Here is a 13,401-nt window from a genome sequence, read left to right on the forward strand (position 1 = left end):
TACGGCATTTCGGGAGGATCCCGGAACAGTCTGGGCAGTCTCCAGGCGATCGAATCCGGAAGGGGCAGTGGTGGGACAGTCACGCGAGTACGGGCGCGCCATCAGCGAGGGGCCGACACCGGCCGATGCTGCGGGCGCGCCCGCCCTTCCCTATCCGAGCGGCTGGTCCGCACTGGCGTTCTCCGAAGAGCTGCGGCCGGGCACCGTGCTCACCCGGCCGCTCGCGGGTCAGGACGTGGTGCTGTACCGGCTCGGCACGGGAGCGGTCCGCGCCATCCGTCCGTACTGCCCGCATCTGGGCGCCCATCTCGGTCTGGCGAAGGTCGACGGGGACGATCTCGTCTGCCCCTTCCACTTCTTCGCGTTCGGCCCGGACGGCACGTGTGTGCGTACCGGATATGACACGACGCCCCCGAGGTCGCCGTTGTCGCAGCTGCCGGTGCACGAGGTCAATGGCGCCGTGTTCGTCTGGCGGCACCACGACGGCCGGGCTCCGGACTGGTTCATTCCCGACTGGCACGAGATCGGCCACCGGCCTGCGCGGCACGCGGCCTGGGAATTGGCCGGCAATGTCCAGGAGGTCATCGAGAACTCGGTGGACCTCGGGCACTTCGCCACCCTGCACGGCTGGGACAGGGCCGAGATCGGCGGGCCCGTGATCTATGACGACGCCGCGTTCCATGTGTCCATGCGGGCCCACGAGTCGGCGCCGCTCCTGGGCAGCTTCGTCGTCGACGTGGAGGTGGACGGCTACGGACTCGGCTGCCTGCACGCCGACGTGCACACGCCCCGGCTGGGGCTGCGGATGTGCACGATGGTGATGCCGACGGCCATCGCGCCCAACCGGATGCAGTTCCGGCAGCTCAACCGCATCGCCTTCACCGAGCCGGCCCGGCTGCCGGCCCCGCTCGCCCGTGCGGTGAGCCGGACCGCGGCCAGGCTGCTGGACCGCGCCGTCTTCCGGTCCAGCTGCGAGTTCACCGCCGCGGACTTCCCGATCTGGCATCACAAGCAGTACCAGCAACCGCCCCGGCTCGCTCCCGGCGACGGCCCGATCGGCCCGTTCCGGCGCTGGGCCCGGCGGTTCTACCCCCCGCCGCCGGGAAAGGACCGGGTGATGCGGCCCGATCACGTCGAGCAGGCCGACGGGGCCGAGGTGCCTTGAGAACCGCCCTTGCCAAATACCCTGCCCGATCAGGTATTTGAGGTGATCCCGGACCGGATCGACGTACGCGGCCCGTCCCGGACCTGTGCCCGACAGAGCGGTGTGCCTGAGTCATACCGGGCGCCGGAGCACAGGGAGAGGCATACAGCACACGGGGTACGGGGCGGACGGTGCCGGCCTGCCGGAGCGCATCGGCGGGTACGCCGTGGAGCGCGAGTTGGGGGCCGGCGGGATGGGCACCGTCTATCCGGCGCGTTCGCGCGGCGGACGCGCGGTGGCCGTGAAGGTGGCGCGCTCGGAGCTCGCGTCCGACCCGCACTTCCGGGAGCGGTTCCGCGCCGAGGTCGCGGCCGCGCGCAGCGTGGGTCAGGCCGGGTTCACGATGCCCGCCACCCGCAGTGCGTGGACGACATCCCGTTCCCTGGCCGGCGACACCGCTCGGGCCGCGGCCAGCAGTCGCGGGACGAGACGGCGCGCATCACCTGCCGCGACCCGAGCCGCGTCCTGCGGAGTCCGTACCCGGATGAAGGCGCCCAGCAACGCCTGTGCCTGCGCCCCGTGCCCCGCCCGCTCCAGGGCCGCCACCGCATCGGCGATCTCCCCGGCCGGCCTCGCCACACCCTGGCGCAGCAGCTGCGCGCAGTCGTCGGGGCGCCCCGCGGCGTTCAACGCGGCGGCAGCCGCGGCCAGTTCGGCGAGCGGCAGCGAGGACACCTCCCACAGCAGGGTCGCCCAGTCGGCGTCGAGCCCCGCACGGTGCAGCTCGACGGCGAGTACCGGCAGCCGATCGGCGGGCCGGCCGGCCGCCTCGCACAGCACGACATGCGCCTCGCCGCTGCGGCCCCCGGCCCGCAGCCGGATCAGCCGCTCGACGACCGCCGCGGCGGCCCGGCGGACCTCGGATCCGGGGCGGCGGCGCGGGCGGGGGCCGTGGATGCGTCGTCGGCCGGGGCGGCGGCGAAGCGGGCTCCGCGTGGCACGGCGGCCGTGGCCGGTGGGACGGGCAGGACGGGAGCGGTCACGGCCGGGACGTCGTCCGTGTCATCCGCGTCGAGCCCCGCGAACCGGGCACCGCGCGGCTTCCCGCGCCTGGCTGCGGGTGGCCGGGGAGCCGGGAGCGTGACTTCCGGGCCGTGCTCGGGTGCGGCCGCCTCCAGCCGCGCCGCCCCCTCCGCATCGGACGGGTCCCCGTGCACCGGCTCGGCCTCCCCGGCCCGGTCCGGCTCCTCCGTGCGGAACCAGCCCTTCGGCGCCGACACCGCGGCCAGCCGTGCGCGCAGCTCCGAGCAGCGGGCCGTGGCGCGTTCGTGGTCGTCCCGGGCCCAGGCGACCGCCTCCGTGTCCGGGGCCGTGCCGCCCGCAGCGGCGGCCCGGAGCCGCCGGGCCGCGTGCGTCTGCTCCCGCAGCATCAGCTCCAGCCGCTCGACGAGCATCTGCCGCCCACCCGCGCGCCGGTCATGGGCGGCCACCGAGGCGGAGTACAGCTCGGCACCCCGTACCGACTCGTGCTGCGCGAACGCCGTGCCACGCCTGGCCGCCAGGTCCTGGAGGAGCGACTCCATCACGTCCCAGGGCGGAATCTCGGCGCCGTCGAGACAGGCGCGCATCCCGGAAGGATCACGTCGGCAAAAGATCCCGTACCAGCCGCTCCCGGGGTCCAGCAGCGCCACAACATCCCGTAGGTATTGGATGAACTCCCGTACTTCCCCGCCATATTGATGCTCTGTCATCTTCGCCCTCGCCGACATCGACCGGAGCCTTCCAGCCCGCAGGCATTCGACATCAGCCGTGTTACGACGCGGCTACGCACGCTTTTCGGGCGCGATGCGGCCGAAGCACGACCGCCGCACCGCACCGCCGCCCGAGCGCCCCGCCCGGACCGCCGGGGACCTACCCCGCCAGCGGCACCACGTCCGGCTCCGGGGCACAGCGGGCGAGGATCTCGTCCATCGAGAGCCCGAGCGCCCCGGCCAGGGCCGCGACGGTGAAGAAGGCGGGGGTGGGAGCGCGTCCCGTCTCGATCTTGCGCAGCGTCTCGGCGGAGATTCCGGCGCTCGCCGCGATCTCGACCATGCTGCGTCCGCCGCGCGCCTCGCGCAGCAGCACGCCGAGGCGTTCGCCGCGACGGCGCTCTTCCGGGGTCAGGGGCGTTCGTACCATGCCGTCATTCTAATACCGCTCAGACCGGTATAGTAATTGGCATGGTGCAACTCAAGACAGACACATCCATCGAAGCGATGCGCGAGACCGGCCGGGTCGTCGCGCAGCTCCTGACCGCCGTACGCGAAGCGGCGGCGGTCGGCGTCTCCTTGCGCGAACTGGACGAGGTGGCCCGCGGGGTCCTGCGTGACGCGGGCGCCGGGTCACCGTTCCTGAACTACCGGCCGCATTTCGCGCCCACCCCCTTCCCCGCCGTCATCTGCGCGTCGGTCAACGACGCGATCGTGCACGGCATCCCCACCGACCAGCGACTGCGCGACGGCGATCTGGTGAGCATCGACGCGGGCGCGACGCTGGGCGGCTGGGCCGGCGACTCGGCGATCAGTTTCACCGTCGGGCGCGCCCGGCCCGCCGACACCCGGCTCGTCGAGACGGCCTTCGAAGCGCTGGATGCGGGCATCGCGGCGGCTGTCGTCGGCAATCGGATCGGCGACATCGCGCATGCGATCGGCACGGTCTGCCGCAGTGCGGGATACGGCATTCCGGAGGGGTTCGGGGGCCACGGCGTGGGCCGCTCGATGCACGAGGACCCGGCCGTCCCCAACGAGGGACGACCGGGTCGCGGCATGCCGCTGCGGCACGGGATGGTGCTGGCGATCGAGCCGATGCTGATCGGCAGCGGCAAGGACGCCTTCCATCCGGACCGGGACGGCTGGACACTGCGCACGTCCGACGGCAGCCGCGCCGCACACGCCGAGCACACGGTGGCGATCACCGACGACGGCCCGCGCATCCTGACCGCGCTGTGACGCCCCGGGTCCTGGAGCCCGTCCCGCGCTAGTTGTTCTGAATGAACTGCTTGGCGAGGGCGTCACCGGCGGTGACGGCGGCGCCGTGGCTCTCGATCGGCGACACCTTGGAGTTCTTGAACAGGATGTAGGTGACGCCGGACTCCGCGCCGCCGGTCTCCGGGTCCGGGTCGATGCCGAGGGCCTTGGCGGTGGCGTACGAGGCCTCACCGATGATCTTGTTGGGTCCGGTGTCACCGACGACCGCGTACTCGACCTGGTTGTTGTAGATGACGGCGACGACGCCACCGCCCTTGATGCCGGCATCGCCGTAGTTCCAGATGCTGCTGACACTCGGTACGACGACGTACGGCAGCTTCTCGGCGTTCAGCGGCTTTCCGGCGGAGGTGGGGAACGCCGTGTCGTTCTGGAACCACGGGTCGGTGTCCTTGTTGCAGGCGGTGGTGATCTCGCCGTCGCAGTCGATGTCCATGTCGGCCTTCCAGAACACGGCACCGTTCTTGCCGCAGACCGGAATGGTCGCCGAAGTCTCCTCGTCCGTACGGTACTTGCCGTTGGATATCTGCGAACACGAGGTGACCTTGGCCAGCAGGTCGGCCGCGCTGACGGAACCCTCCTTGAGGTCCGCCCCGGACCGGCCCGCAGGGGCGGGGGCCGCGCCCCGGGCCGGGTCGGCGTGGGCCGCCGGGGTCAGGGTGACGGCCGCGAGCAGGGCGGCGCCGGAGGCGGCAGCGAGGGCGAGCGTTCGGGTACGCACAGTGGGGGTGCCCTTCCATTAGGAAACTTTCCTTACCGACGCGCTCAACATGGCCCCGGGTGGATGCCTCCGTCAAGACCACGGGGCTGGTTCCTCATGAATGAACACAAGGAACCAGCCCCGCATGGCAGGCTATTGATACATCGTCACTTCTGGCTCGACCAACGGCCGTCGGCCGTCACGGGCGTCCGTCCGGCTTCACGACCATCGCCGATCCCCCACCCCGGCGCACCTTCTCCGCGGCAGCCAGCCACCGTCCGTCCGGCAGCCGCTGCACACCCGTCGCCGCCCCGATCTCGGGGTTGAGCTTGAAGACATGTCCCAGCGACTCCAGTTCCGCCCGGACCGGACTGTTCCACAGCTCCGGTTCGAGCTCCGTCGTCGCCGAGTTGCGCTGGCTGGCGCGCGGTGCCGCGATGGCGTCGACCAGCGGGAGCCCCCGGTCGACCGAGCCGATGAGCGACTGGAGGACGGTGGTGATGATCGTGGCACCACCGGGCGACCCCAAGGCCAGCACCGGCTCGCCGTGCTTCAGCACGATCGTCGGCGAGATGGACGAGCGCGGGCGCTTGCCCGGACCGGGCAGATTCGGGTCGTGGACCGCGGGGTCGGCGGGCGCGAACGAGAAGTCCGTCAGCTCGTTGTTGAGCAGGAAGCCCCGCCCCGGCACGGTGATGCCGCTGCCTCCGGTCTGCTCGATCGTCAGGGTGTACGCGACGACGTTGCCCCACTTGTCGGCCGCGGTGAGATGGGTGGTGTTCTCCCCCTCGTACGTCGTCGGGGCGGCCTTTCCACCGGCCTTGCAGTCCGCCGGGTGCCTCGGGTCGCCCGGTGCGAGCGGGCTGGTCAGCACCGCGTCGTCCTTGATCAGGCATTCCCGCGCATCGGCGAACCGCTGACTGAGCAGTTCCCGCGTCGGCACGTCCTCGAACGCAGGGTCGCCCACCCATCGTCCGCGGTCCGCGAACGCGATCCGGCTCGCCTCGATGTAGCGGTGCAGGTACCGCGCCTCGCTCGCCTTCGAAAGGTCCGTGGACTCAAGGATGTTGAGCGCCTCGCCGACGCTGGTGCCACCGGACGAGGAGGGCGCCATGCCGTACACGTCCAGGCCGCGGTAGCCGGTCTTCGTCGGGGCCTGCCGCAGCGCCCGGTAGGACCGCAGGTCCTTCGCGGTGAGATCGCCGGGCCGCACCACCCGGGTGGACTTCGGGTCGACGGGCGGGGTGCGCACGGTCCGTACGATGTCGTCGGCCAGCCCGCCCCGGTACAGCTCGTCGACGCCCTCGCGGCCCACCTGTTCGTAGGTGCGCGCCAGGTCGGGATTCTTGAACACGGAGCCGACCACCGGCAGTTGGCCGCCTGGCAGGAAGAGCTTCCTGGTCGCCGGGAAATCGGCGAACCTGGCCTGGTTGCCCTCCGTCTGCGAGCGGAAGGTGCTGTCGACGACGAAGCCGTCCCTGGCCAGCCGCTCGGCCGGTTTCAGCACCTGCCGCAGCGACTTGCTTCCCCAGGTGTCGAGCGCGGTGTCCCAGGTCGCCGGGGTACCCGGGGTGCCCACGGCGAGTCCGCTGGTCACGGCCGCGTCGAAGGCGAGCGGCTTGCCGTTCTCCAGGAACAGCGAGGAGTCCGCGCTGCGCGGCGCGGTCTCCCGGCCGTCGATCGTCTCCACGGTGTGCCTCTTGGCGTCGTAGTAGACGAAGTAGCCGCCTCCGCCGAGGCCTGCCGAGTAGGGCTCGGTCACACCGAGCGCCGCCGCGGTCGCCACCGCGGCGTCCACGGCGTTGCCGCCCTTGCGGAGCACCTCGATACCGGCGGCCGAGGCATCCGCGTCGACACTGGCCACCGCCCCTCCGTAGCCCACCGCGACAGGTGACTTGGGCGGCGCAGCCGACGGTGGCGCGGACGAGGACGGGGCAGCGGCCCCGATCGTGACGACAGCGGCGAGAACGGCCGACAACGACACATTCCGCGCAACGGAACGTCGCATGCGCACCTCCAGTGCAGGATCGTCCGCGCAGGGTAACGCCGTCCCGCCCACTCCGTCAGGACCGCCGTGATGCCGAGTCCGAATGCCCGCCTGCATACCCGCCCGTGGCTGCCGGGCAATTCCGAGTGCCTGCCAAGGGCTGTCGCTTGGTCGTCAACCGCGACGCGGGCGGCGACGGCGCCGTCCACCGCCACGCTGCGTTTGCCCTGCTGGAGCTCTCCGCGCTTCATCAAGGTCTGCTCGGCCCACGCGCAGATCCTGTCCCACGACATCGCGCAGCAGGGTTTCGGCGAGCGCGCCGAGTCTGTGTCGGCGGGCCTGTCTCCAAAGCACTGAACTGCTCGTTCCGGAATGAGGTTCAAAGGCGTAGCAAGCCGGTGATACTGCGGACGAGTTGGAGCATGGGGAGGTGAAGGTCGGCGAGGAGCCGTCGGGACCGGTGGCGGGACCGGCCCCGCAGGCCACGGACGCGGGGTGGGGCGTAGAGCAGTGACACGATCCGGGTGACGTCGTGACGGTTTCCGCTGGTCGAAGACGCAGGGAGCGAGTGGGGTGCCGTGGCGGTCGACGATGAGATGGCGTCTGCTCCCGGGCCGGGCCCGGTCCACCGGCGAAGGTCCGGTGTGCGCCCTCTTAAGGGCCCTGACGTGCGAGCCGTGAAAGACGTCCGCCTGTTCCAGCTCAAAGCGCCGGCCCTTGCCGTAGCCGGCGTCCGCGCTCACGGTCGTCCGTCCGGGAGACGGGCGGATACGGACGACGGTCGATCGGCGTGCGCCCGAGCGGGGCCGCGCAGGCGAGGAAGGCACCGACCTGGCAGTTCTCCGTGCGGCCCGCGGTCCCGGAGTACTGCCGACGCACCCCGGCCGAGCCGGTGCCCTTCTTCGGAGAGCCGGTGTCGTCCACGATCAGGACCGCCCCGGATCGCCGAGTTGTCGACCACGTAGTCAGGCACGTCGCCCAGGGGGCGCCGTCGGCGTCCCACTCAATTCGGTTCAGCGGCCGGTGGATCCGGTCCGGGCCTGCGTGCCCCGCCTCCTCGGCCGGCGTCCGGCCATTCTTCCGCTCCCGCGGCGCCATGAGTCCCCGTATATGGCCAAGAGCGGACTCACGCGGCTCCAACCTGCTGAACCGGTGCAGGAACCGCCCTTGCACCGCGCTCAACTCATTTGCCCGAGAAAGGAGCTCAGCAAGATCCCTACCCATGACAACACCAGCGATCGGCCTGCCCACCCGTCACGGCAAGCACCATGGGAGCACTAGCGCAGGTGCTGCTGACTCCGGGGCCCATGCCGGTGCCCGGAAATGTTGACGTTGTTGGTGATGTCGCCGACGGAGAAGTTGATCAGTCCACCGCAGGCGAGGAGACAGAAGCCGGCGGGGGGACCGGGCGGATTCGAGGCGGGCGTGGCCTGGGCGGTCGTGGTGTTGTTGGAGGCGCCGCAGTCCGCGTTGCCGTTGTAGGCGGCGGTGATGGTGTGCGCGCCGACGGTGGTGAACGTGGTGGTGTAGCTGGCCTGGCCGTTGGCGTTCACGGGCACGGTGTCGAGCTCGTCGCTGCCGTCGAAGAAGGTCACGCCGAGCCCGCCGGTGGGGTCGGCAGGACAGTCGACCGTGGCTTGCAGTTGCACCGCGGTGCCCACCTCGGCGGACTGCGGAGTGGCCGTCACCGTGGTGCTGGACGATACGGCCCAGGCGGGCGAGGCCAGCCCCAGTACTGCGGCCAGGGCCGTGGCGACGACCAGCTTCCCTCTGTGTTGTGTGATGCTCACCGGTTCGGCTCCTTGTTCTGTCGCCGGGCCCGCAGGGCGCGGGCGCCGTGCGGCTTCACGCTATGGCGATCTCCTTTGCCTTCCAGGGAAGCGGAGCCCACAAGTAACCTGGTTGGATCAGCCGCCCGGACCAGCTGTAGGGCAGCTGAGTGGGGATGCAACAAGGGGCTGTACGAGTTGTTTGCGGCGCCTTTTCCCCGACGTCCGGGTGTCAGATGCCCGGCGCGACGACCCTGGTGTAGGTCAGTCCGGGGCTGGTGCCGCCCGCCGTGGTGACGGTCACAGTGACCGGGCCTGCGGGGCCCGCGGGTGCGACCGCTGTGATCTGTGTGCCCGACACGACGGTGAATGAGACGGCCGTACCCCCGAAGGTGACGGCCGAGGCGGTGGCCAGGTTCGTGCCGGTGAGGGTGACCACGGTGCCTGCGGAGGTCGGACCGCTGCTGGGCACCAGCGCCGTCAGGGTGGGCGTGGCGACATAGGTGAAGGCAACAGGGTTGCTCGTGCCGCCCGGGGTGATCACCGTGATCGGTGCACTACCCGTTCCCGGCGGGGAGGTGGCCGTGATCTGTGTCGCCGACACCACGACGAAGGAGGCGGCGTCGGTGGCGCCGAAGCGGACGGCACCGGCGTTGAGCAGATTGCTCCCGGTCAGGGTGACCACCACGCCACCGGCCGTCGGCCCCTGGGCGGGGAGGGCACTGTTGAGGACGGGAGGCGCGGCGTAGAAGAAGAATGTGTCCGGGGCGCTGACGCCTCCTGGCGTCGTGACGGTCACCACGGCGGCCCCGGCACTTCCGGCGGGCGTCACGGCGGTGATCTGGGTGGCCGAGTTCACTGTGAACGACGTCGCCGGGATCCCGTCGAAGGCGACCGCCATGGCCCCGGTGAACCCGGTTCCCGTCAGAGTGACACTCGTGCCGCCCGACGCCGGACCGCTGCTGGGCGCCACCCCGGTGACCACCGGCACCTGCGCCACGACATAGGTGAACGTCACCGAGTTGCTGTTGCCGGTCGGATGGACGATGGTCACCGCCGCCGCACCCGCGGCGTGGGGCGGGCTCACAGCCGTGATCTGGTTGGCCGAGTTGACGGTGAAGGAGGTGGCGTTGGTACTGCCGAACCGTACGGCGGTGGACCCTGTCATCCCCGTACCGGTGAGGGTGACGGTGGTACCCCCGGTGGTGGGCCCTTGCGAGGGATTGATGGTACTGATCGTGGGCGGCATGAGGATGCTCCTATGGCAGCCTGGGCGAAGCCCGGGGTGACGCGGATACCGGTCCGGGCTGGGGGAACCCCCGTATCTGGGGCGTCGGCGGAAGTGGCGGTCAAGGCACGTTGCCGCCCGGTGAGGACCGGGCGGCAACGTGGGTGGGGGTCAGATACCGGGAGCCGCGACGTAGGTGAACGCGCCGGCGGCCGTGTCGGATCCGGCCAGGTTGGTCACCACCACGTCGACCGCACCGGCAGTGCCGGGCGGGGTCACCGCCGAGACCGTGGTGGAGTTCACCACGGAGAACGGTGCCGGGTTGCCGCCGAAGGTGACCGACTCGGTGGTGCCGAGGTTGGTGCCGGTGATGGTCACACCCGTACCGCCGGACGTCGACCCGGAGGCCGGCGTGACGGTGGTCACGGTGGGGACGTCCACGTAGGTGTAGGACAGACCGTTGTTCGTCCCGCCCGCGGTGGTCACGCTCACTCCGACGGGACCCGCCGCTGCGCCCGCCGGCACGGCGACGGTGAGCTGGGTGTCGGAGACGACCGTCGGCGTGGCGGCGTTGGCACCGAAAGACACACTGGTGGCCGTCGCCAGCCCGACACCGTTGATCGTGACTGTGTTGCCGCCTGCCAGGGGGCCGGAGGTCGGCGCGAGCGAGGACTTGAACGGGGCTCCGACGTAGAAGAACGGAACCGGGTTGCTCGTGCCGCCCGCGGTGGTCACGGTCACCCCGACGGGCCCGGTGCCCGAGGGCGATATGGCCGTGACCTGGGTCGGTGAGACGTTGGTGACGTTGGTGGCCGGCTTGGCGCCGAAGGTGACGGCGGTGGTGCCGGACAGATTCGTACCGGTGATGGTCACCAGCGTGCCACCGCCGGTGGATCCCTGGTTCGGAGAGATGGGCATGGAGAGACTCCTTGCTGACAGGACGGGACAGAGGACACAGCGGAACCGGGGCCGCCGGGTCGACCTTCGCGAGGACCCTTGCGGGAAAGCGGGCGGCTGAACCGTGCCGTCGGGTCGACGGAGTTCCCTCGTAGGTGCACAAAGGAAGAACCGGCAGACACCGCCCTTTGTCGTGTTCCCCGGTCATGGGATGGGCGGCCCACCGGTTCGCTGCCTCAAGTACTCCACAGGGAACCATCTCTGACAAGGCGTCAATCACAGGACTTGGATGGCAAAGCGCGCTACTGCGAGCGCCTGCGTACCACCGGCGTACGCTATCGGCCTCCGCCTGGCACACAAAACAAGCCAGTCGGCACCGCGCAAGCGGCACCGACTGGCGATCCAACCCCTTCGGGGTGCCCATCATGATCCCGGCGGACCTGCACCCTCCCCACGTGTGAAGGGCGACAACCCACCACGGCACCACGCGCCCCGAGCGGTACTGCTGCCCATTGGTTGGATGCCTTCAGTAACCCAACATCCCGGCATATGCCACAACCCCCGGGGCACCGCGTCACCCGTTTGGAGTAGTCCTGCGGGGGCGAAGCTCACACCCCACCAGAAAGCAGGTCATCCGCGGCGCCCTTGTCCCCTGGGAGGGCTTCGAGAGAGACGGTCAACGGCGGCCTGCCGATCCACATCGCTGCGAAGCTCCCGGCCACCTCGATCCCAACACCACTCAGGCTTGTGTCGCGGTCTCTCCCGAGGAGGCCATTCGCCACGGTCGGCACATCGTCGACCAGCGCAGGACCACCGGCAGCCTCGTCATCCGGCGCGGTCGAGGCGGGTGGCGCTGTCGTACGACTCCCGGGCGTCGAGTAGTTCGTCCCAGTGCTTCGCCGCCCAGGCGCAAGCAACCGCCAGCGGTTCGAGCAGGCTGCGGCCCAGCGGCGTCAATTCGTACTCGACATGCGGGGTGGCCTCGGCGTAGACGGTGCGCTTGACCAGACCGTCTCGTTCGAGGGACCGCAGCGACTGGGTCAGGACCTTGGGGGTGACGCGGCTCAGCGGCACGCGCAGCTCGGAGAACCGGCGCGGCCCGTGCTCAAGACAACAGAGGATGAGCGCTGCCCACTTGTCGCCGAATCGGATCGGATTGAGCGAGGACGGGCACAGTTCGTCGAACATGTCGGCGGGCAGCGGTTCCCTCATGGCTTCACCCTAAGGGCTGTCCCGTAATCCCCCGCCAGGGATTACGGGACAGCCCTTGGCCGGTATCCCACTGGTAACCGAGGCCCTCGCTAGCCTCCGAGTACTGGCCGGGGTGCACGGGCTCCGGCCCTCGTGAGAGAGGCGGTTCATCATGAACATCGTGGTCTTCGGCGCCGGCGGCCGGGCCGGGCGGCAGGCTGTCGCGGAGGCGCACCGACGCGGACATCAGGTCACCGCGGTGGTGCGCGACCCTGCGGGCCACAGCGATCTGACCGACGTGCGGGTGGTGGCGGGCGACGTCACGGACACGGCGAGCATCGGGCATGTGGCCGCCGCGCATGACGCCGCCATCAGTGCCGCCGCGGACCTGTCCGTGCCACCGCACGAGTTCTTCACCGCGTCGTCCCGCGCCCTGACCACCGGCCTGGCCGAAGCGGGCGTGCACCGCCTCGTGGTGGTCGGGCTCTCATCGGTCATGCCCGGTGCGTCGGGCGCTCCCCTGATGGACGAGCCGGGCTACCCGGACGAGTACCGCCCCTTCTCCCTCGGCCACGCGGCGGGCCTCGACGAGCTGCGGAGGTGTGACCTGGACTGGGCGTACGTGGCCCCGGCGGGCGACTTCGACCATGGGGGCACGCCCACCGGCCGTTACCGGATCGCTGAGCATGGCGACTCGGCCAGCCGGATTACGTACGCGGACCTGGCAGTCGCACTGATCGACGAGATCGAGGCGCCCCGCCATCACCGGGCCGCCGTCAGCGTGCGGGAGGCGTGACACGCAGGGTCCACGACAGCCAGGGGCGCGGGGTGCTGCTCCGGCGGCGCAGCGCCCGCGCGCGGGCGGCGCCGACGGTCGACCAGCCGTGGGGTGAGGGTCGGCGAGAGAATCGCGTCGACCCCGATGACCAGCATTGCGAGGCCGACTTGAACCGCGGACCGACGCTCCTGACCGAGGACAGGGTGCTGGCAGTCGCCGCCGGGCATACCCTGGCCGGACGGGACACGGTGACGCTTGAGGGCCTGGCCGGTGTGCCGTTGCTGACGATCGCGGGAGACAATCCGGAGTGCTGGCTGGAGCATCAGTTGCCGACGCGCACTCCCAGCGGCAGGCCGATCGGGCAGGGCCCGTCCGTCACCAACTTCCAGGAGGCACTGACGCTCGTCGCGGGCGGCAGTGGGGCTCTGCCGGCAGGGGCCCACGCCGCCCTGTACCACGGCCGACCCGGGATCCCCTACGTCCCGGTGGAGGGGGACAAGCCCCTCGGATACGGCCTGATGCGGCGGTCCGGCGGCGGCAACCGGGCGACGGAGCTCTTCGGTCGCACTGCACGCGAGATCGCACGGGGCATGGCTCCGGCCGGTCCGAGGAGCGCGATACCCGGCTGATCGCCCCTGGGCGCCGGCCCCGGAGCAGACACCACCTCACCGTCGACCGCCA

General features: G+C 70.8%; 12 protein-coding genes and 4 pseudogenes. 6 read left to right on the forward strand and 10 right to left on the reverse strand.

Annotated elements, in window-relative coordinates; translation table 11 throughout:
• Window positions 1-70 precede the first annotated feature (70 nt).
• Together ACFV8T_RS17655 and ACFV8T_RS17660 are read left to right on the forward strand one after the other, a co-directional pair.
• Entirely contained in the window at window positions 71-1,165 is a 1,095-nt protein-coding gene (locus ACFV8T_RS17655) for a Rieske 2Fe-2S domain-containing protein (RefSeq protein ID WP_385328397.1), read from the forward strand.
• Window positions 1,166-1,343: 178 nt separating this feature from the next.
• Window positions 1,344-1,544 (forward strand): annotated as a pseudogene (locus tag ACFV8T_RS17660) (serine/threonine protein kinase); the annotation flags it as partial.
• On the opposite strand, the pseudogene ACFV8T_RS17665 reads toward ACFV8T_RS17660, so the two are convergent.
• Window positions 1,532-2,895 (reverse strand): annotated as a pseudogene (locus ACFV8T_RS17665) (hypothetical protein). The pseudogenes ACFV8T_RS17660 and ACFV8T_RS17665 overlap by 13 nt on opposite strands.
• Window positions 2,896-3,055: 160 nt before the next feature.
• The gene (locus tag ACFV8T_RS17670) at window positions 3,056-3,325 is read right to left on the reverse strand and encodes a helix-turn-helix domain-containing protein (protein ID WP_266429042.1); all 270 of its coding nucleotides are present in this window, start codon (window positions 3,323-3,325) and stop codon (window positions 3,056-3,058) included.
• 41 nt (window positions 3,326-3,366) lie between these two features.
• On the opposite strand from ACFV8T_RS17670, the gene map reads away from it, so the two are divergent.
• On the forward strand, window positions 3,367-4,134 hold the full coding sequence (gene map / locus ACFV8T_RS17675; protein WP_385328398.1) for a type I methionyl aminopeptidase: 768 nt from the start codon (window positions 3,367-3,369) through the stop codon (window positions 4,132-4,134).
• 28 nt (window positions 4,135-4,162) lie between these two features.
• Here the strand turns inward: map and ACFV8T_RS17680 are convergent, their stop codons facing one another.
• Together ACFV8T_RS17680 and ggt are read right to left on the reverse strand one after the other, a co-directional pair.
• Window positions 4,163-4,891: a glycoside hydrolase family 75 protein gene (locus ACFV8T_RS17680; protein ID WP_385328400.1), complete on the reverse strand. Its 729-nt coding sequence runs from the start codon at window positions 4,889-4,891 to the stop codon at window positions 4,163-4,165.
• Window positions 4,892-5,069: 178 nt separating this feature from the next.
• Window positions 5,070-6,878 carry a gamma-glutamyltransferase gene (gene ggt, locus ACFV8T_RS17685; RefSeq protein WP_385328402.1) on the reverse strand — a complete coding sequence of 603 codons (1,809 nt, stop codon included), beginning with the start codon at window positions 6,876-6,878 and terminating at the stop codon, window positions 5,070-5,072.
• Between the two features lie 140 nt (window positions 6,879-7,018).
• Here ggt and ACFV8T_RS17690 point away from each other — a divergent pair.
• Window positions 7,019-7,204 (forward strand): annotated as a pseudogene (locus ACFV8T_RS17690) (hypothetical protein); the annotation flags it as partial.
• A gap of 89 nt (window positions 7,205-7,293) precedes the next feature.
• Here ACFV8T_RS17690 and ACFV8T_RS17695 read toward each other — a convergent pair.
• From ACFV8T_RS17695 to ACFV8T_RS17720, 6 genes and pseudogenes are all read right to left on the reverse strand, one after another.
• A pseudogene (locus ACFV8T_RS17695) lies at window positions 7,294-7,534 on the reverse strand (IS5/IS1182 family transposase); the annotation flags it as partial.
• 25 nt (window positions 7,535-7,559) lie between these two features.
• A complete protein-coding gene (locus tag ACFV8T_RS17700; RefSeq protein WP_385328404.1) occupies window positions 7,560-8,081 on the reverse strand; it encodes a transposase in 522 nt (173 codons plus the stop codon).
• Between the two features lie 53 nt (window positions 8,082-8,134).
• A complete protein-coding gene (locus ACFV8T_RS17705; RefSeq protein WP_385328406.1) occupies window positions 8,135-8,647 on the reverse strand; it encodes an Ig-like domain-containing protein in 513 nt (170 codons plus the stop codon).
• Window positions 8,648-8,858: 211 nt separating this feature from the next.
• Entirely contained in the window at window positions 8,859-9,875 is a 1,017-nt protein-coding gene (locus ACFV8T_RS17710; protein ID WP_385328408.1) for an IPT/TIG domain-containing protein, read from the reverse strand.
• Window positions 9,876-10,025: 150 nt separating this feature from the next.
• Window positions 10,026-10,772, reverse strand: a complete 747-nt coding sequence (locus ACFV8T_RS17715; RefSeq protein WP_385328409.1) for an IPT/TIG domain-containing protein — start codon at window positions 10,770-10,772, stop codon at window positions 10,026-10,028.
• 804 nt (window positions 10,773-11,576) lie between these two features.
• Window positions 11,577-11,963, reverse strand: a complete 387-nt coding sequence (locus tag ACFV8T_RS17720; protein WP_385328411.1) for a winged helix-turn-helix transcriptional regulator — start codon at window positions 11,961-11,963, stop codon at window positions 11,577-11,579.
• 151 nt (window positions 11,964-12,114) lie between these two features.
• On the opposite strand from ACFV8T_RS17720, the gene ACFV8T_RS17725 reads away from it, so the two are divergent.
• Both ACFV8T_RS17725 and ACFV8T_RS17730 read left to right on the forward strand, forming a co-directional pair.
• On the forward strand, window positions 12,115-12,738 hold the full coding sequence (locus tag ACFV8T_RS17725; protein WP_385328412.1) for an NAD(P)-dependent oxidoreductase: 624 nt from the start codon (window positions 12,115-12,117) through the stop codon (window positions 12,736-12,738).
• Window positions 12,735-13,349, forward strand: a complete 615-nt coding sequence (locus ACFV8T_RS17730) for a LysR substrate-binding domain-containing protein (protein ID WP_385328414.1) — start codon at window positions 12,735-12,737, stop codon at window positions 13,347-13,349. Before ACFV8T_RS17725 ends, ACFV8T_RS17730 begins: the two co-directional genes overlap by 4 nt.
• Window positions 13,350-13,401 lie beyond the last annotated feature (52 nt).

Origin of the sequence: Streptomyces sp. NPDC059832 (assembly GCF_042731715.1) — a bacterium.
Taxonomy (GTDB): Bacteria; Actinomycetota; Actinomycetes; order Streptomycetales; family Streptomycetaceae; genus Streptomyces.